The 19,416-nt window shown below is 57.5% G+C and carries 15 protein-coding genes; 4 read left to right on the top strand and 11 right to left on the bottom strand.

Annotated elements, in window-relative coordinates; all coding sequences use genetic code 11:
* Positions 1–323: 323 nt before the first annotated feature.
* The gene (locus L1A08_RS14680) at positions 324–1,862 is read right to left on the bottom strand and encodes an AAA family ATPase (RefSeq protein ID WP_238757195.1); all 1,539 of its coding nucleotides are present in this window, start codon (positions 1,860–1,862) and stop codon (positions 324–326) included.
* Between the two features lie 144 nt (positions 1,863–2,006).
* Positions 2,007–3,089: a ferrochelatase gene (locus L1A08_RS14675; RefSeq protein WP_238757194.1), complete on the bottom strand. Its 1,083-nt coding sequence runs from the start codon at positions 3,087–3,089 to the stop codon at positions 2,007–2,009.
* A gap of 407 nt (positions 3,090–3,496) precedes the next feature.
* Between L1A08_RS14675 and L1A08_RS14670 the strand changes: the two genes are divergently transcribed.
* Complete coding sequence (locus L1A08_RS14670) at positions 3,497–4,486, top strand: acyl-CoA desaturase (RefSeq protein WP_238757193.1); 990 nt, start codon at positions 3,497–3,499, stop codon at positions 4,484–4,486.
* A gap of 94 nt (positions 4,487–4,580) precedes the next feature.
* On the opposite strand, the gene panB is transcribed toward L1A08_RS14670, so the two are convergent.
* The 6 genes from panB to L1A08_RS14640 form a co-directional block, all read right to left on the bottom strand.
* Positions 4,581–5,372: a 3-methyl-2-oxobutanoate hydroxymethyltransferase gene (gene panB, locus L1A08_RS14665; RefSeq protein WP_315860590.1), complete on the bottom strand. Its 792-nt coding sequence runs from the start codon at positions 5,370–5,372 to the stop codon at positions 4,581–4,583.
* A gap of 392 nt (positions 5,373–5,764) precedes the next feature.
* Positions 5,765–6,616, bottom strand: a complete 852-nt coding sequence (ilvE, locus tag L1A08_RS14660; RefSeq protein ID WP_238757192.1) for a branched-chain-amino-acid transaminase — start codon at positions 6,614–6,616, stop codon at positions 5,765–5,767.
* 102 nt (positions 6,617–6,718) lie between these two features.
* Positions 6,719–7,453: an ABC transporter ATP-binding protein gene (locus L1A08_RS14655; protein WP_238757191.1), complete on the bottom strand. Its 735-nt coding sequence runs from the start codon at positions 7,451–7,453 to the stop codon at positions 6,719–6,721.
* Between the two features lie 113 nt (positions 7,454–7,566).
* Positions 7,567–9,138: an ABC transporter permease gene (locus tag L1A08_RS14650; protein ID WP_238757190.1), complete on the bottom strand. Its 1,572-nt coding sequence runs from the start codon at positions 9,136–9,138 to the stop codon at positions 7,567–7,569.
* 321 nt (positions 9,139–9,459) lie between these two features.
* Entirely contained in the window at positions 9,460–10,941 is a 1,482-nt protein-coding gene (locus L1A08_RS14645; protein ID WP_238757189.1) for an oxidoreductase, read from the bottom strand.
* 140 nt (positions 10,942–11,081) lie between these two features.
* On the bottom strand, positions 11,082–11,411 hold the full coding sequence (locus tag L1A08_RS14640; RefSeq protein WP_238757188.1) for a hypothetical protein: 330 nt from the start codon (positions 11,409–11,411) through the stop codon (positions 11,082–11,084).
* A gap of 425 nt (positions 11,412–11,836) precedes the next feature.
* On the opposite strand from L1A08_RS14640, the gene L1A08_RS14635 reads away from it, so the two are divergent.
* Positions 11,837–12,508, top strand: coding sequence for a zinc metallopeptidase (locus L1A08_RS14635; protein WP_238757187.1), 672 nt, complete (start codon positions 11,837–11,839; stop codon positions 12,506–12,508).
* Between the two features lie 175 nt (positions 12,509–12,683).
* Here the strand turns inward: L1A08_RS14635 and L1A08_RS14630 are convergent, their stop codons facing one another.
* The 3 genes from L1A08_RS14630 to L1A08_RS14620 form a co-directional block, all read right to left on the bottom strand.
* A complete protein-coding gene (locus L1A08_RS14630; RefSeq protein ID WP_238757186.1) occupies positions 12,684–13,379 on the bottom strand; it encodes a DUF2461 domain-containing protein in 696 nt (231 codons plus the stop codon).
* Between the two features lie 19 nt (positions 13,380–13,398).
* A complete protein-coding gene (locus L1A08_RS14625; RefSeq protein ID WP_238757185.1) occupies positions 13,399–14,229 on the bottom strand; it encodes a sugar phosphate isomerase/epimerase family protein in 831 nt (276 codons plus the stop codon).
* 148 nt (positions 14,230–14,377) lie between these two features.
* A complete protein-coding gene (locus tag L1A08_RS14620) occupies positions 14,378–16,384 on the bottom strand; it encodes a hypothetical protein (RefSeq protein WP_238757184.1) in 2,007 nt (668 codons plus the stop codon).
* A gap of 389 nt (positions 16,385–16,773) precedes the next feature.
* Between L1A08_RS14620 and L1A08_RS14615 the strand changes: the two genes are divergently transcribed.
* A complete protein-coding gene (locus L1A08_RS14615) occupies positions 16,774–17,889 on the top strand; it encodes a hypothetical protein (protein WP_238757183.1) in 1,116 nt (371 codons plus the stop codon).
* Entirely contained in the window at positions 17,886–19,394 is a 1,509-nt protein-coding gene (locus L1A08_RS14610) for a hypothetical protein (RefSeq protein ID WP_238757182.1), read from the top strand. Before L1A08_RS14615 ends, L1A08_RS14610 begins: the two co-directional genes overlap by 4 nt.
* Positions 19,395–19,416 lie beyond the last annotated feature (22 nt).

Raw genomic sequence — 19,416 nt, 5'->3', positions numbered from 1 at the left:
AGATGAGGCATTCTTTTTGATCAGAACCGGATTGGTCAATTTTGCGTAACTGACTGCTACCGCAAGAGATGCGACTGCCATAAAACCGGAATAGTCGTCGTGATCGGCAAAATCGATACGCCCCAAAAAGACGGAATATCTTTCCCAGTGTGATGGACTTTGGCGAGCACGTACCGGGGGAGAAGAGAAGCAGGCGAACACGAGCCGGGAATGTTCTTTCGCGTTGCCATCGTCCGCGAAAGCTAGAGCTTCAGGGGCGGGATCCCGGGCAGGCAAAGACCGCAGCGAGTTAGATCACCGAGAGAACGACATCACCGAAAAAATTACATTACCGAGAAGTAGTTCTCGACCGCGAAGTCGAAACCTTCCGGGGACATTTTCTTTTCGATTCCCTTGTAGACGCAGAAGTTTCGGACCTGAAGCAACAGATCGCGGGGCTGACAGGCACGGAACGGACGGTTCACGGCGTGGTAATGGGTGTCGATCAGATACTGAATTGCATCTCGATTCACCGTCATGCCGAACTTTGGTGCCATGATTTCGAACAGCTTCGTAAAATCGGCTTCGGAAGGATCCTTCACCTCGATTTTGTAGGGAATTCGGCGAAGGAAGGCCCCATCAACCAGATCTTTTGGCTCCAGGTTCGTCGAGAAAATGATCAGCTGATCGAAGGGGACCTGCAGCTTCTTCCCGCTCGGAAGATTCAGGAAGTCGTACCGTTTTTCGAGGGGCACGATCCAGCGATTGAGCAGTTCGTCCACCGGCATCCGCTGGCGACCGAAGTCGTCAATCACGAGGGTCCCGCAGTTACTCTTCAATTGCAGGGGAGCTTCGCAGATTTTTGACTGGGGATTCTGGGTCACTTCCAGTTCCCTCATCGTCAGTTCCCCCCCCGCAATCACAGTCGGGCGGACGATCTGCACCCAGCGATGATCGATGCCGCTGTTGTCGAGGTATCCCTCGCCACGGGGTTGTTCCACGGTCTGATGGACGCCCGGATCAAACAGGCGGATGATGTCGCCATCGATGCCGAGGGCCCGGGGAATCCAGATCGTCGAGCCGAAGCAGGAGGTCACACGCTCGGCAATGCTGGTTTTTCCGTTACCCGGCTCCCCGAACAGGAACATCCCGCGACCCGAGTTGATCGCCGGTCCGAGTTTGTCGAGCATGGTTCCGTCGATCAGCAGATCGGAGAACGCCCGACGAAGATCCTCTTCCTGAACGGTCTGCTTGGCGATGCTCTGCCGCTGCATCGCGTCGAGGTAATCTCGGATGCTGACCGGGGCGGCCCCATAATAAGTGCATTCTTCCGAGAACCGACGAGCCCGTTCGCGTCCGATATCGGTGATGGCGTAAATATAGTCGCCCATATCGGTTGAACTGCGCAAATCCAGAACCTGGTCGAACTTCCATTGTTTGAGCAGGGGATCGATCAGTGCGAATGGCAGACGGATCTGATTGGCAATCTGACGGCCGGAAGCAGATCCTTTGGCCAGCAGGAACTTGAGGATCAGCCGTTCGACGTCGTCCGCGCAGAGAATGGCTTCTTCGAGGCTACCCGGAGCTTTGGGCGAAAACCGTTCATTGACCGGTTTCGGCTCCTGGAGCAGCGAGTTCACGCGGTCGAAGAGATCAGACAGCCCGGCGTTTTTCTTAACCGACTGCGGCGTCTGTCGCAGAGCATCTTTCGTCCGAGCCGGGGCTTCCGCTTCCTGCGTCCCATCTCCAAGGAGCGTGTCAAACAGCGATGTCATCTCTTCGACGACAGGCTGTTCGGGCGCAACGGGAGCGTGAGCCGTCTCCTTAACGGAGTGCTGGCCCTTGAGTTCCTTCAAAAATTCACTGGGGGAAAGTTTAGACATCCTGGTATATTTTCCACGTAAAGAGACGTGCTTCTCCTACGTGAAGAATAGGCCAGAATGAATCGCGGACGCGGAAAACCGCAGCCGAGTGAGGGAAATATCTCACTAGTTACGATGTGCCAATCGATTCGACCCTCAGAACGCTCAGGAGGCGCCGGATTGAGGACGGGCGGATCCTTGACTTCCTGAGGTTGGACGCCGCGGAGGTGGGCAGCAGTTCATTGGACAGACGTCGTGGTTGCAGCCGTATTGCCCAATCGCCCGTCGCTCCTGATCGGAGTCGAGACGTTCCTGAATCAGTTCAACGAGCATCGCGACAAAATCGGAATGTGTTCCGACGGTCGAAGCACGCTGCATCGCGACTCCGAGTTCGGCGCACTTCTGGACAGCTTCCTCGTCGAGATCGAAGAGCACTTCCATGTGATCGGAAAGAAACCCGATGGGTGCGATGACGACCGCTTTTGAGCCGTCTTGAGCCAGTGCGTCCAGGTGATCCAGGATATCCGGCTCCAACCACGGATCCTGCGGTCGTCCGCTGCGGCTTTGATAAACGAGCTCCCAGCGTTCCGGGGAAACGCCTGCTCCTTCCGACACCAGTCGGGCGGTTTCCTGCAGCTGTTTCACGTAATCCGAAGTGTCGGCCATGCTCTGGGGGAGACTGTGAGCGGTGTAAGCAATCTGGCAGCTGTCACGATGTTCGGCGGGGAGACGGGCGATGGCCGTCTGAAGACGCTCGACGTTCGCTTTCACGAACAGCGGATGATTGTAGAAGACCCGAATCTTGTCGATCCGCGGGGCATCGCTGCCGATTTCGGCCAGTCCATCGGCAATATTCTCCCGATACTGGCGGCAGCCGGAATAAGAGCTGTAGCCGGAAAGCACGAGTGCTAAAGCACTTCGGACACCGTCTTTCCGCATCTGAGCGATGGCGTCGGGAATGTAAGGCGTCCAGTTCCGGTTCCCCCAGTAGATCGGCAGATCGACGCCAGCGTCGTCCATGGCAGGCCGAAGAACTTCGATCAGATCCCGAACCTGCTGATTGATCGGACTGACGCCGCCAAACATTTCGTAGTGGTGTGCGACCTCGAGCATCCGCTCCCGGGGCACATTTCGGCCGCGGAGAACATTCTCGAGAAATGGGATGACATCCTCCATTCCCTCCGGGCCGCCGAAGGAAACAATGAAAAGGGCGTCATAGCGGTCTGTCGACTGTTGTGTTCCTGCCACCTGCGTTCGGTCTCCCTCGATTGAACTCCAACCTTCTCCCGATGCCGATTGTAGTTCGGCAGTCTGATTTCCCAACTCACTGGCCAGGAAGTTGCAGAGATGTTGCTCGAAAGGCAATTCGGCCGCTCGTCGTCCGCTTTTCGCCCTTCCGGCAAACCTTGGTAGCTTGGCGAATTTTTATGCGTCAATGTGACGCAGCATAAGTTTCGACCCTGAATTGAGTTTGGATTAAACCGGGAATTCCGGTAGGATTATGCTACGCCACTGTGCCCCGATCCGGGGATGGAGTGCAGACGATTCTTCCGGGTCACGCACGCGTTTACCCAAAGTTGTGCTTAACGGCTTGCCAGAAGTCAGGACTGACGCTGACGGTAACCTCAGAATGCAAGTCTCACAAGGAGATTATATTGAGCCCACTCACCGTAGATAATCCAGACGATCTGACCAGCCGCATGAACGACCCGATCGTTCCGCCGGCCAAGCTGGAAGATCACGAAAAACTTGCTGAAAAACAGGACCATCACAGTCGGTGGCAGACCATGAAGCAACGATTTCCGCATGGGATTAACTGGGGCGTGACCGGTTGGCTGGCCGTTATGCACGTTCTCGCAATCTTCGCTCTGTTCAACTTCTCGTGGGCAGGATTGATCACGTTTGCCGTGCTTCATTTCGTCACCGCGTGTCTGGGAGTCACTCTCGGTTACCACCGCCTGCTCACGCATGGCAGTTTCAAGGTGCCCCGGGTTCTGGAGTTCTTTTTCTCCATCTGCGGCATCATCTCCGGCGAAGGCAGCCCCGCATTCTGGGTGGCGACACACCGTAAGCATCACGCCCTTTCCGATCAGGAAGGCGATCCGCACTCTCCGCTGGACGGCTTCTGGTGGTCGCACTTCATCTGGCTGCAGCCGCAGAAAAGCACCGCTGAAGTCAACCGGATGCTCGAACGTTGGGCGCCGGACATGTGGAAGGACCCGATGCACCGGTTCCTGCACAATGCCTACCCGATCATCCTCATCGCTTTTGGAGCCGGGCTTTACGCTCTGGGCGAATATGTCATCGGCGGCGTTGGACTGTCGGTCTTCCTGTGGGGCTTCTGCCTGCGTCAGGTCGCTGTTTATCACGGCACCTGGTTTGTGAACTCGGCCACACACGTCTGGGGATACCGCAACTACCAGACCCGCGATCAGTCGCGTAACAACTGGTGGGTCGCTTTGCTGAGCTACGGCGAAGGCTGGCACAACAACCATCACGCTTACCAGCGACTGGCCCGCCACGGCCACAAGGCCTGGGAAGTCGACATCACTTACGCCGTGATCTGGACCCTGAAAACTTTGGGTCTGGCCAAAGATGTGAAGAACGAACTGCCAGGCAAACGCCAGCAGAAGAAGGCCGCCTGAATCGAGCGAGCCGGATAGAAATCAAAAGCCCTGCGGATTCAATCCGCAGGGCTTTTCTTCTGCGCGGAACCGATCACGGTCGCTGCGTAGTGCACTACTCGTGGCTGTGGGCGTCGTCGGGGAAGGAGCCGGAGCGAACTTCTTCGGAGTACTGGCGAATCGCCTCTGAGGCGACGCCGTGCAGGTCGGCGTATTTCTTGAGGAACCGGGGTGAGAAACCCGGGCTCATGCCAAGCATATCGTTGAGCACGAGAACCTGCCCGTCGCAATCCGGACCGGCACCGATTCCGATGGTCGGGATTTTCAGCTCTTTCGTCAGACGGGCGGCGATCTTACGGGAGACCATCTCCAAGACAATGGCGAATGCTCCGCTATCCTCGGCGGCTTTTGCGTCGTTCAGCAGAGCCTCTTCGTCGCGCTGGATCTTCCCCATCGAGCCGACGGTACGGATCGACTGCGGTTTGAAGCCGACATGTGCCATCACCGGGATGTCGGCTCGGACCAGAGCCGCGATGGTTTCGGCTTGAGAGACGCCCCCTTCGAGCTTCACGGCTGCTGCCGAGGTTTCCTTGAGGATGCGTCCGGCATTCTCAATCGCCTGCTGAGGAGACACCTGATAGCTCAGAAACGGGAGATCGACCACAACCAGAGCGTTCCGGGTAGCACGGGCGACCATCCGGCCGTGATAGATCATCTCATCTATCGTGACGGGCAATGTGGTCGAGTTTCCCTGCACGACCATACCAAGCGTGTCTCCCACGAGGATCGCATCCACGCCGGCCTGATCCACAATTTCCGCCCACGCGTAGTCGTAAGCCGTCAGCATGGACAACTTGCGGCCCTGCTGTTTGGCGGCCATGAATTTGGGAACCGTCATTGCACACATAAGATGACTTTCTCCTGGTCTCCGGAGCAGATCTTTAAACTGAGACACCTGTAGCGAAATTGCACAGTCTGGACGTTGCGTTCTGCAACATTTCAGATTGCCGGAGCGGTTCCGCAGGGAGTCCTCAGCACATCTGGGCCCGTATTTATAGGGTTTCGTCGATTGTGCCGAGAAAAACTCGATTGGCACATCGCTTGCATTTCATAATCCCAGCCGCGAGGCAGGAGTTGGCCCGCACTTGCTTCGATGGTGGACATTGGCGTGATCGACGGTGTAGTCGATCACGCCTTTTTTTATTGACTGCAGAGGACCTCCGCGGCGACCCGCTGCGTGGCGAAAATCCGTCGCACAGACAGCCCCGGGGGCCATGCTTGAACCGCTCCGCGACCTGCTTACGAGCGAGTCAGCTTCACGAACCGCTCTTTGAGATCCTTGGTAATCTCCCCCGGTTTGCCGTCGCCGATCGGGCGGCCATCGAGTTCGATCACGGCAATGACTTCCGCAGCACTGCCGGTCAGGAAGCATTCATCGCAGACATAGATATCGTGCCGCGTCAACGTGACCTCTTCCACCGTAAGACCTGCCTCCCGGGCGAGTCGGATCACCGCTCGCCGGGTAATGCCATCGAGAATTCCGGCATCAGTCGAAGGGGTACGGAGGACTCCGTTCTTCACGATGAAGATGTTGTCGCCGGTGCACTCGGCGACTTCGCCCTTGTGATTCATCATCAGAGCTTCGAGGCAGCCGGCGTCGGTTCCCTCAATCTTGGCCAGAATGTTGTTCAGATAGTTGAGCGACTTGATCCGCGGGCTTAGCGCCTGGGGATGGTTGCGGAGCGTACTGGCCGTGATGATCTTCAGGCCCTGCTCGTACAGTTCTGGCGGATAGAGGCTGATCTTGTCGGCAATGATGATGACCTGCGGATCGCTCGTCCGGCGGATATCGAGCCCCAGCGAGCCTGAACCGCGGGTGACGACAAGCCGGATGTAGCCGTCCGTCAGTTCGTTGGCGGCGACAGTCTCGTTAATCGCCTTTTCCATTTCCTGTTCGTCGATCGGAATCTCGAGACGGATGGCGCGGGCCGATTCGTAGAGCCTCTCGATGTGCTCGTCGAGCAGGAAGCACTTCCCGCTGTAGATGCGAATGCCTTCAAAGACTCCGTCTCCATACAGCAGTCCGTGGTCAAACACACTCACCGTGGCGTCTTCTTTAGAGACGAGCTGGCCGTTCAGGTAGATCTTCATAGGATTCGCTATACGAAAAAAAGCACGAGGGAATACGCCTCGTGCGATGGGAATTGAGGACGACCGCTTTTACGGAAGCCTCGCCAGTGCGAAGTCGTCGAATCAGCCGGCGGCACGCTCCCGAATGTTCTCAATCTGTCCTTTGGACAGACGAACGATTCTCTGAGCCCGCTCGGCAATCGCTTCGTCGTGCGTGACCATCATAATCGTGAGTTGTCGCTCGGAATTCAATCGGTTGAGCAATTCAATGATGCCTTTCCCGGTTTCGACATCCAAATTCCCGGTTGGTTCGTCTGCCAGCAGGATTTCTGGCTCCGAGACCAGTGAACGGGCGATTGCGGCTCGCTGCATCTCGCCGCCGGAAAGCTGGTTCGGGCGATGCTTGAGCCGATGCGACAAACCGACTTCCTGAATCATCTCCTGAGCAGTGTCCTGAAGTTCGCGCCGCCGCTTCCAGTATTCCCAGGACGAATACCGGATCATCAGTGGAGAAAGGACATTCTCCAGCACGGTGAGTTCGGGGAGAAGGTGATAAAACTGGAAGACGAAGCCGAAAACGCGGTTCCGCAACTGATCCCGGGTCTTGGCCGGCAGATGGTCGATGCGTTTCCCTTCCAGACGAATCTCGCCGATATCCGGCGAGTCGAGCAGGCCGAGCAGATGCAGCAGCGTGCTCTTGCCCGATCCCGATCGACCGATGATCGAGAGAAACTCGCCGCGACGAACGTCGAGATTCACGCCCCGCAGAACATTCACTTCCTCCGGACCCTTGCGGTAGGTCTTGTCCAGAGCAACGGCCGACAACTGGATGGCGGGCGGGGTGAGCACCTGATTCATGAGAATTTCCGTTTGACGATGACCGCAGAGCGGATTGGAAGTTTTTTGCGGGGCCGGGTTCTAAACCCGGCCGAATTTTCACTGCGACCGGCTGGAAGCCGGAACTGCGGGACTCAGTCGCGGCGAAGCGATTCGACGGGATGCATCCGGGCGGCTCGACGAGCCGGGAACACGCTGGCCAGGACAGCGATTAACATGGCTCCCAGAGCGACCGAAACAACCATTGAAGGATGAACCGCGGTCGGAATTTCCGGGAAGTAATAGATCGTTTCATCAAAGACCTTCCGCCCGGTCACCCAGGTGATCACGTCTTCAATTTCGTTGATATAGTGCACGAACATGAGTCCCAGCACGACACCCACTCCGCTGCCGACCACGCCCAGCGAAAGGCCGTAGGACAGGAAGATTGACATGATGCCACTCGAGCTGGCTCCGAGTGCTTTCAGAATGCCGATGTCGCGGGTCTTCTCGACGACGATCATGTAGAAGATCGCCAGAATGCCGAATCCGGCCACGGCGATGATCAGGAACAGCAGCACGTTCAGAATGGCCGACTCGACTTCCACAGCCGCCAGCAGCGGCCCCTGCTTCTGCTCCCAGGTCTTCACGACAAACTGGTCGGGCGGGAAGGCGGACTTCAGCCGTTCAACGACATCGGAAGCCTGGGTGTAGTCTTTCAGCTTGATATGCAGCGACGTGATGGCTCGCTTGCCGGTGGCTGGCGAGAGCATCCCCCGGACTTCCTGCAGTTCGTCCAGATTACAGAAGACGAGATTGCTGTCGTACTCGGTCATGCCACTTTTGAAGACGTCGACGATCGTCGCCTGATAGGCGGCATGAGAGGGCGGTCGGCCGGCGGTGACGGTGCTGACCTTCACATCGTCGCCCGGCTTGGCCATCATCATGGTCTTCATTTTGCCGGTTTCGGGATCGCGATAAGGATAACTGACCAGCCCAACCCCAACATACACGCGGCCATCCATCAGCGCGTAGGGATCAGCGGGATCCGCATCCTTTTTGGCCGCGGTCGAATCGCCAAACGGATCGGCGAACGGATCGTTCGGCATGGCCGCGTCGGGGGTTTCCCCTTCCGTCGTTGCGGCGGCGGGATCGATCAACGGAGCCTCGGCCTTCTCCATTGCGGCGAGTTGCTCTTCGTACCACTTCTGCCGGTCGATTTTTTCGCGGCGATATTCAATCGCGTCTTTCGAGAGATTCCAGTTTGGCTGTTCGCTGTCGGGGCGGAGAGCGTCTCGGGCAATCTGATTCTCTTCGTAGACCGGATTGTAGCTGTCGAGGAACGATCGCAGCGGACCGACCTTGGCTTTCCCTTCCGGCTCGATTCCGATCAGCGTGACTGGTTTGGTGATCCACTGCCCCGCGAAGTTGAAGTTCAGCATGCCGTAAACTTCGACCGTCGGTGTGATCGCTTCGATGTAATCATCAGCGACTTCGCGGGCGATGCGAATCTGCAGATCCGGGTCGGAAACGCCGTCGTAGCTGTGTGATTCAATGACGACATCGGCGAGCAGTCCGTGAATGCGGTCCCGCATCTGGGAGCTGAAGCCTGACATCACACTGTTGACGACAATCATGGTCGCCACGCCGAGCATGACACTGATAATGCTGGCCAGAGCAATGTAGCGGGTTCGCAGATACCGCTGGCATAAAAGCGTTTTGTACATCTCGCCATTCCCTTGGCTGAGGTCTTCGATCGTCCACCAGGCCCTCCGGGCCGGATCGAGGGAAACAGCGCAGCCAGCATTCGCCAGCGCGTTCGCTCCCCATTCGATGTGCAATTTATACAAAGAGAAGCCGAACCGGCCAAGACCAACTCGGAAACGGAATTTCCGGGCGGGGGAAAACACCTTCCTGGTCGTGTGCCACTGGCTTCTCCAGCTCGGTTGAATCAACCGGGGCTCCGCAATTCGACCACGTCGTGTGGCCCCGTCCGTTCCGTTCATTGTGCCGGGATTCGCCTGCGGCTCTCCCAGCCTAGGCAGGGTTTACTCGGGCTTTTTGCCGGCTTTGATGGCTTTGAGCGTTTGGAATTCCGGCTTCGTCTTGTAGAAGTCGTCCAGCGGATAGCAGCCTGAAATCAGTCCGTTGCGGGGCCCTGTGGTGCAGTCGCTGAAGGTGCGGCAGATCTTTTTCACCGATTTGTAGTCCTCGCCCCGGAGAATCTGAGCCGGCATTTCCCACTGACTGAGAATCAGCCGGCCAATGCCGACAAAATCGACTTCATCGCGACGGACCACTGCCTGGGCGATATGAGGCAGATACTCCTGAAAATAGGAGTAAGCCGAACCCACGAGCGGCAGATCGGGCACTGCTTTCTTGAGCTCTGCCACCGCTTTCAACTGACGGACGCAGCCAATCAGCGGATCTTCCGGAGGCTGGTAGCCATCTGAGGGCGGAAAGTACGCCGGCCGCTGAATATGGGGATTGTAATACGGAGATCCAGCCGTGATGTTGACCATCGCGACGCCGAGTTCGTCCCGCATCAGCTTGAGCAGCTGAATTGTTTCGGTCAGCTCCATCTGCAACGGGTGCCGCCGATCGCAACCGAAGCCGGTGTAGTCGGAACCTTCGTACGACATTGGCTGCCCGGGGCCGGGACGTCCGGTTTTCTCGTCGTACGATTCCGGCTGGAACGGCAGAAAATCGAAGCCGGAAAGCCGCACGCCCAGAATCAGATTCGGGCAGGCCGTGTGAACCGCTTCGCAGATTCGACGGAGAAAACGCGTGCGGTTCTCGAAGGTGCCGCCATACTCGCCCTCGCGGGTGTACGCCGAGAGAAACTCGTGGCCGAGATACCCGTGACAGTGTTTGATGTCGACAAACCGGAAGCCAATCTTCTCGGCTGCCCGTGCGGCGGTGACGTACTGCTCGATCAGTTCCGCGATCTGATCGTCGGTCAGCAGATATTCCCCGGTCTTTTCAGCAATGCCAATCCGCTCATCGAGCAGCGGGTGAGGGTAGGCGATTTGTGGCTCGAGTTTCGCCTTGTCGTAAGGGCGGCTGAAGCGTCCGGAATGAGTCAATTGCAGGCCAACCAGCAGGTCCTCGGTGGAATCCTGACCGAAGCTGTTGCGATGGGCATTTTCCAGGGTCTGAAGCAGTTCCGCGAGCGAGGCTTCATTCTCCGGAGCGTAATAGAGCTGATTCGGGTTCGCGCGACCGGCAGGTGTCACAGCGATCGCTTCGCCCCCCCAGATCAGTTTGCAGCCCGACTCGCCAAAATGCTGCCAGCGGCGGATCGTTTCGGCAGTGGCTTTGCCATCCGACGTCCCATCCCACCCTTCCATGGGATGCACGGCCCAGCGGTTTCCGACTCGGAATCCGGCGACATCAATCGGTCTGGCGAGCGGCGATCCCTCGTCGGCTGAGAGTGGAGCCTCGTCAATCGCAAGATCGAGATCCAGACTGGCGAGATACTCTCGAAAGTCCTGGGTTGTCTTCAGCGAGGCGATGCGTCGATAGGCCATGGGAGTGTTTCAACAGGAGGAAGAGCGACGGCGAAAAGCAGTTGCCATCGTAGAGAAAATCCCATGAATCGCCAATGAAAAAGGCACTTCCGTTAACGGAAGTGCCTCGTTGACCTCAGACCGCTCAAGATCCGAATGGCTTACCACCAGGGGTAATAACCGGTGTAGCCGTAGTAGCCGGCGTAGTACCCTGGATAATAGCCTGGGTAGTAACCAGCCCAGTAGTTCGGGTAGTACCCGTAGTACGGATAGGCACCGTAGTTGTATGCGGCGTAACGGGGAGCGTACCAACTGCTGTACGCCGGTGCGTAGTAGGAATTGTAGCTGCCGTAATAGCCGTACCCGGCATGTCCGTATCCCCCGTAGCAGCTGTAACAGCTCGAGTGATAATGTCCCGCTTCCACAGTGTTGGTCTCGCTGGCCAGCACGAGGCCTGCCGAGAGAAATGCCAGAATCAGCAACCGGTTCATTGTGATCTCCCCTCAAAGTTCAAGCTAATCGGACAGCCCTCCGCACCAGCGAAAGGGTTTGCTAACTTACTGATCTTACCAATTCCCTCGCACTTGTAATGCCGGTTTTTACAATTTTTACAATTCTGTGGTTGCCCGACAGTTAGGGCATACGGGGTTCAGATCGGCGGCTCGACCGCTGTTTGCATCTTCAGTTCCGGCCGACAAGATTTTTTGAACCGCGCCCGCTATTTTCCGTTGTCCCCCGTAATAATGGTGCAGAACGTGCAACTTTCTGCACGGGCGGAGTCGTCTGCCAATGTGGCGGCGATTGCTGGTTTGGAGAATCCGTCGTCAGTCGAGTCGTCTGAGAAATTCAGCGAGCGAAAAAACGTCAGACTGGCTGATGACCTTTCATAGATGGCAGGAATGCCAGGAGAAGAGAGATGATTGAGTATCTGTTGTTCATGATCCCCCCCGTCCTGCTGATGATGTGGGCTCAGCACAAGGTCCATTCCGCGTTTGCCCATGGAATGAAGGTGCCGGCTCAACTGTCCGGCGCGGCAGCGGCTCGCCACATCCTCGATTCCAACGGGCTTGAGCAGGTCGAAGTGGTCGAAACACAGGGACACCTGTCGGACCATTACGACCCACGGCAGAAGATCGTACGGCTCAGTCCGGATGTCTATCGCGGCCGGACGGCTTCCTCCGTCGGGATTGCCGCTCACGAAGTGGGACACGCCATTCAGGATGCAAAGAATTATGGTCCGCTGGTGATCCGGAACATGGCTGTGCCAGCGGCTCAGTTCGGCGGAACCGCGTTCTCCATCCTGCTGATTCTGGGGATGCTCATGCAGAGCATTCACCTGATTCTGCTGGGGATTGTTCTGTTCGGCGGCGTGGTCTTCTTCCAACTGGTTAATCTTCCGGTTGAATTCGATGCCAGTAATCGAGCCAAGCGGATGCTGAGCGAAATGGGCATTGTCGACCAGAACGGCGGAGCAGCCGTAAATGGCGTGCTCAACGCAGCCGCCTGGACCTACGTTGCGGCCACCCTCCAGTCGGTCATGACCCTGCTCTACTACCTGATGATCTTCGCCGGCGGTCGCCGCGACTAGAGCAAATTCAGCATGGCAGAGGATTGGCCCCCATGCGACTGCAGAAGAAGCATGTCAATGCTCTAACTTCTCTTCGCGACAATGGAAAAGGGGATTCTGCTTCGGCGGGATCCCCTTTCTTCATTGAAGAGCCGTGGCGAGTTGCGTTCGACAGATCAGCCGTTGGAGACTGGCTTCAGTAACTCAACTCCAGTGCATCGCACAGGAACATCATCAGCGGTTCGGCCAGGCGGATGCGGTCAGCGACAACTTTTGGGAACTCGGGAGTTTCGACCGTCTTCGGATCGATGTCTGACACCGCGATGAAGCTCTTGCGTTTAATTTCTTCGATCATCGGATGGTCTTTGTCGAATCCTCTGGGCGGACGTTTCAACGATTCGCCGTCGATCCGGTATGTCTCGCGGAATTTCTTGCGGTTGATGGTCCGCTTCCACAGATCAGGATGGTTGGCAATCCTCTCGCGGACCCACAGGAGTGGATCCCGGTCGGGTCGCCACATGCCGGCTCCTATGAAGACATTGCCAGGCTGAATGTGGACGTAGATGCCGGGAGCGTGGATGTTCTTGCCGGCTTCGTGGCGGAACTGAATGCCGATGTGCGTCTTGTAAGGCGTGGGATCGGAAGAGAAACGGGTATCGCGGTAGATGCGAATCATCGAGCCGCCCGTTTTCTTCGGGATCGCCAGCAGAAACGGCGAAGCCTTTTTCACGAGCGGAGCGATGGCTTCAATGAAAGCCAGCGTCGGTGTCACGTAAACCTGCTCGTAACGATCCTTCTGCGTCGCAAACCAGTCGCGCTCGTTGTTCTGCTGCAACTCCTTCAGGAACCGCATGGTGTCCGGGGGGAAGCCGGGAAAGTTCGGTTTCGCCATCGTCGTGTCCTGCCTGGTATCAATTGTTCAAGCTGGTCAGGAAGGCCAGCGATTCCCGTGCGATCTGCGGAGCCATGTGCGCATGGCGACTCAATTCGACGTGAACGCCCCCGGAGTAGTCGATCTTCTCCAACGCCCGGAGCACCGGCGGAAAATCGATCTCTCCATCGCCGAACATCAGGTGTTCGTGCACGCGCTTCCGCATGTCTTCGATGTGAATGTTCCAGATTCGATCCCGCCATTCGGAGATCACATCCGGGATCGAATCCGACTCAAGGCAATGCACGTGGCCCAGGTCGAGCGTGAGGCCGAGGCGAGGATGATCAAACCGGTCGAGCAGTTCGCGGTAGCTGGCCATCGTATCGATGAACATGCCCGGCTCCGGCTCGAAGGCGATGCGAACGTTATGCTCGCCGGCGTAACGGGTGACATCCTCCAGACCGGCGACGAGACGTTCCCAGATTTCTTCGGTCGTGGCGTCGTCGTCCGGTTGTCCTGACCAGAGGGAAACGATCTCGCAGCCGAGGCGTTCGGCGATATCGATCGAGCGGGCCAGAAAACGGATTCTCCGTTCCCGGCCTTCAAAGGCAGCGGAAAGCAGCGTCGGCTGATGCTTCCGCCAGGGATCGAGTAGAAATCGCGAACCGGTCTCGACCACACAGCCGAGCTGAAGCTCTTCGAGTCGCTGACGGAGGGCTTCACAGCGGCCTTCGAGATCATCCGCAAAAGGATTGAGATGATGCGTATCCAGCGTTAGTGCCACACTTCGATAGCCGAGGGCGGAGATGATCTCGAGCGCCTGATCAAGCTCGTGGAAGGCAAAACCATTGGTGTTGTAACCGAGTTTCATGGAAATCACCGACCGGAGGAATGAGAGACAAGGGCGCCAATAAAAAAAGGACGCAGCACAGGTTCATGCTACGCCCTTTTCGTTTCAATTGGCAGTCTCAATGGCTCGACCGAAGAGGACTCTCCGGCGGTTTCGCCATCGCGGTCGATCAGTTCCCGATGACTTCGGTCTTTTCGATCACAGCTTCGGCCTCTTCTTCGGCATCGTCAGCATCGACGACGACTTCGGCCTGAGCTTCTTCGCGATCGCCTTCGTCCGGCTCGATAACCAGGATCATCCAGCCATTGACGGAGTGCATCGAAGCCAGCTGAACCGGGACTTCCTTCTCTTCGTCGTCGGCCTTCAGCACGAAGAAGCGATCAAACGTTTCTTCAGCCAGGCGTTCGGCGAACCGCTGACGAATCCGGTCAGCGATGACCGGGTCTTCACCGCGGCGGTAGTTCGGGTCGCTTGTATCAAGCGGCTTCGAGTAGACGTCGCGATTCTCGGCCACCTGCAGGCGAATCTGATCCCCTTCAAAGTAGTATTCGAGCGGAATCTCAACGCGGCGGACAGCGATCGGATTGTCACGATCAGCAGCCTTCAGACCCACGCGAAGGATCGCCTTAATGATGCCGCCTTCGAACTGCACGTGCAGCGGATCGACATCGTAGATGATGACCTGATCGTCGGTGTCATCTGAAGATTTCGTTTCACGATCGATGTCGAATGCACGACGGAACTTCTCCGCCAGCAGACGGCTGAACTCGGGGAACGGAACCGACATGCCTGGTTCGAGGTCAGTCGTTTCGATCGCCAGGGAGTTGTTGACCCAGCTCTCGTGGATATGAACCGTCATGCCGGTCGGCGAGTTGAAGATCGTGGTGGCCCGGTCAGCGGCGAGCTGGCCCGGGTTCATCAGGCGTTCCGCAATTCGCAGTTCGTCATCGTCGGTGCGGGCGAGCACTTCGTTGGGAGCGATCCCTTCTTCGGCCATCCGCAGACGACGTTGGCGATTCTCTTCATTCACATCGTTGAATGTGTTCTCGACTTCGCGATTGAATTCCGGCAGAACACGGTTACGCAGACGGCTGGCGGCAATCGCTTCGGTCTGCGGCGTCTTCTCGACAGCCTTCTGGTAAGCGATCTTGTCGCCGATCAGCTTGGCGATCAGTCCGCGATGGTTCAGGCGGGCACCGGTCACCTGGTTGTTGGCGTTCACGCCCAGCGAAGCACGGTAGTACGAGTACTCGTTGCCGTCGAAGCGGATCACCTTCTTACCGTTGAAGTAGTGATTTCCCTTCGTGAAGATCGTGGCCTGATCGGTCACGCCCCGTGTCGAAGCACGGGTGTTGCCGTTAATGCGGACAGCGAACTCGGCGGCATCGTCGCAGGGCAGGAAGTCGATGTACGTTCCCGAACTGGTTCGCTGCGTGCCGGAAACGCGGGCTCCGAGAATGAAATCGCAGACCGGACCACATTCCAGGCGGCACTGATAGAAGGCGTAGTCAGCGAACGGTTCGGAAATGAACGTCCGCACGTTGAAGTTGTAATAGTTGACACGAATCGTGGTCGCGAGAGACTGAAATGCTTCTCCGCCGGCGGCTTCGATCTCGGAAAGAAGAGCCGGAACGGTCTTCGGCTGCTCGTCGTTCAGAGTGATTTCGACGTCGCGATCGTCCGATTCATAGCGTTCCAGAGCCTGCAGCAGTTCGGCGATGGCGGGACGCAGTTCGTTCATCTGCTCTTCAGAAGCTGATGTCGAGACGGCGACCAGGTCTTCGTAGATCGCCAGGCGACGGGAGATCTTGCCTTCCAGATCGACGAGCAGATCAAGTGTCTGACCATCGACTTCACCGAAAGCGGCATAGACTTCGTCGAGTTGCCCGCGAAGTTCAGCGAGCAGAGCGTTCTGTTCTTCAATTGTCAGCGGATCGAAGCCGTACAGCTTCTGCAGCTTGCTGACGGTTTCGTCGCGCCATTCGGACCAGGTTTCCGGCAGCGCTTCGAAATCGCCCCGGCGGATGCCCCAGGGTGGCTCGTTCAGAATGGCTTCACGGAAAATCGCCTGCAGCCCGACTTCGTCTTGAGCCTGAGCGGAAACAGCACTGGTGATCGTTATCGTGGCGACCACCATGCAGATCATCATCTGCTTGAAAATGGGAATCGGCTTCATAGAGTCAACTTTCCAGAAGGATGACGTACTGAATCCTTCAACAGAACCGGCCTTACGTGTTTATCGTCCGTCGCATGAGGCCAATGATGTTCAACCTGAATGATTTGCGGCGTTCACGCCGTACCCCGGCGCACAAAGCCCCCGCAACCACCAGTTTAACCATATTACCCATTTAACTCCGGTTTCCAGAGTCAATGTGAGGTTTTTGCGCAAAACAGGAAACCAGAGATAGACGGATCGACAGGATCGATACGGTCAGCCTCCCCGGGTCCCCATGCAGCGGTCTCGGATCGTTGTTTTCTTGTCATCCTGGCTGCGGCGCTTGAGGAACAGCCATTCAGCGGAAACAATAGGAAGACATCGTTCGCTCCCTTCAGCAGTCCAAATCTATGCCCGACATTCCCGCAGAACAGAAGGCCAAGGTTCCAAAACGGAAACCTAAGCGGCCCGTCAAAACCGCGGAGGCGGTTCCGCGGTATCAACAGGAGTGTGTGTGCGGGAAGCCGATCGAGGGCGATCGATCCGATGCCGTCCAATTCATCACCTGCCGGAATTGCCAACGGCGACATTTCGTTCTGCCGATCAGCACTTACCCGGAACCGCGCCGTATCCGTAAGAAGTATCGGCGGAAGAAGGGGGAAGCCCCGATCTCGCAGAAGCTCAGCGGGGGACTCCGCCGAATCAGTCGCACACTCGGCCTGAAAACCGCTGCAGCCGGTACTGCTCTCCGGACACAAATCAAGTACCTGCTTTGGCAATGCTGGCAGGCGCTGACTCCACTCCGGCTGACGATCGTATCAATTGTGCTGGTCATCGGGATCGGCGGCTATCTCGCCGTTCGCAGCCAGCAGCAATCCCGTGCGTTCGGCGTGCTCCGTGAAGCCACGGCGGCCGGGGAGCAGGCCCTGGCGGACGAACGCTGGGCCGAAGCGACCGATCACTACCAGCTCGCCGCGCAGGCCGTTCGGGAACTGCGTCGGACTGATCCGTTCGCGCTCGATGTCCTGCAGAAGGACCGGGAACTGCAAGCCGTTCAAGGTTTATGCGTGTTATCGCTGGGCGATGTCGTTGAGGAATTTGGATCGTCCGACACGACGATGCTTGATCGCGAGACTCTGTTTCGACTGCAACTGGCCAATCGCTGGCTCGTCGTCGAGACCTGGCTGTCACCGCCCAGGGAGGGCGAGTCGGTCACGCAGCGGATTCCCCTGGGAAAGCAGACACTCGAAATCGTCTGGCCGACGCAGGTTCTGCAACCGTTTGGGCAGACCAGCGATAAGCTGCATCTCCTGCTCGCGGGCCAGATCGAGGCACTGAGCCGCGCCGACGATCCCCGGGAGAATGTCTGGCGGCTCGTGGTCGTGCCGAACTCGGCATTCCTCTGGTCCAACCCCGAAACCTGTATCCCGCTGGGTTTCGAACTGGAATCGGAATGGATGCCCGACGATTCTCTACGGACCGTATTGGAACGCCAGCAGAAACTGCTGGGACTGGAGAAGCCATGAGAGTTCTCTCGATCGTTGCGGCACTTGTCTTCTCTCTGACCGTGCCGGCAGCCGCGGCGCAGAGGACGTCGTTCTCCATTCCCGAGTTCGTTGCCGTCCAGGATCAGTGGGCCGATCTGGTTGGTGAACCGCTACGTGTTGAGGGTCGGTACTCGTCGTTCACACCGACCGCGATGCGTTTTCTGAAGTGCGATCTGTTCTTCTATCTCCCCTCTGGAACACCTCGGCCCCTCGGCCGCAGCAAAACACTGGAAGTCACCGGCCGACTCAAACGCGATCAGGGCGAACTGAAATTCATGGTCGATTCGGTCCAGCAACGACCTGCCGATACCGACCAGCTGCAAATCTCGCGGGCTCTGTTACCCGACAATGATGCCGAGCCGTGGTACGAACTCGGGGAGAAGACAGTCGAACGGGCCGACTTTTATGACGACTCCCTGCTCAAGAAACTGGGGATCGATCTGCTGGAACGGGGACTCCAGATCGAACGGAGCCGGCGCGCGGAAATCACCCCCGCATTTCTCAAAGAGCTCTCCACGAAAGCCGCCCGCATGGGGATTCCGGCCAACCGGCAGCAGGCCCTTCAGCACGAAGGCCTGCGGCTGCAGCTGGAACAGCGAAAGTCGACGCCGACATTTGACTGGGCCAGCTTTCGCGAACAGGTCGAGAAATCGCTTCCCGGCAGCATCGTTCCCCTCACCAGTCTCTCCGGAAAACTGTTCGACGACTATCGTCGCAATCCGATCGAAACCTACGTCGGAGCATCGAACCATGCCCGACAGCAATTGAGTCGCCTGTTTTTTCTGGAGGTTCTGCAACAGGAGATGACCGATCGACTCTCAGCGGGCGGTGCCAATGGAGACCTGCTGGCGAAAGAATACGCAATGGTCGCTCCCGATGATCCCGACTTTGCCCAGCAGCTCCGCGATGCGGCTCTGATGTATCGCAGCGGCAACCTGCTCTCCGCCACCCGGACCGAATTGCTCTCGCTCGCTCAGCAGTACTGCGATCAGGGCGATGCGAAGATGGCCGAAGCGGCGATGCGGAAATGGCTCGACCATCGCGCAGGGCAACTCGATCGGGCTGGCCCTTCAGACTATCTGCAGACGGCGGTCGATTACGACGACTGGCTCGACCAGCGGGAACGGGCCAAAGAGGTTCTTTTAAGAGGAATCGAACGCTATCCCGGCGATACGCCGCTTCAGGGACTCCTGAACAAATGGGGCTTCATCCAGCAGAATGACAAGTGGATCTCGAGCGATGACGCGCCGATGGTTCAGCCAAACGAGATCGAACTGGCCATTCAGGCCGGTCGGATCGTACCGGGTATGAAACGGGAACACGTCGTCGCCACGATCGGGGCTCCGAAAACGGTGACAAGAATTGCTTCTCAGTCAGAAAACTTGTTGATCTGGAACTATCCGGATGTTAACCTCGCCGTACGATTTGAGCAGCGACGTCAACGCAATGACTATGAGGTTGTTCATGTCGGACCTCTCCCGTAGGAGAGCTGGAACGTCCAGCCCA

The organism is Rubinisphaera margarita (assembly GCF_022267515.1).
GTDB classification, from domain to species: domain Bacteria; phylum Planctomycetota; class Planctomycetia; order Planctomycetales; family Planctomycetaceae; genus Rubinisphaera; species Rubinisphaera margarita.
Note: the sequence above shows the minus strand (reverse complement) of the source record. Positions and strands in the feature narration are given on the sequence as shown.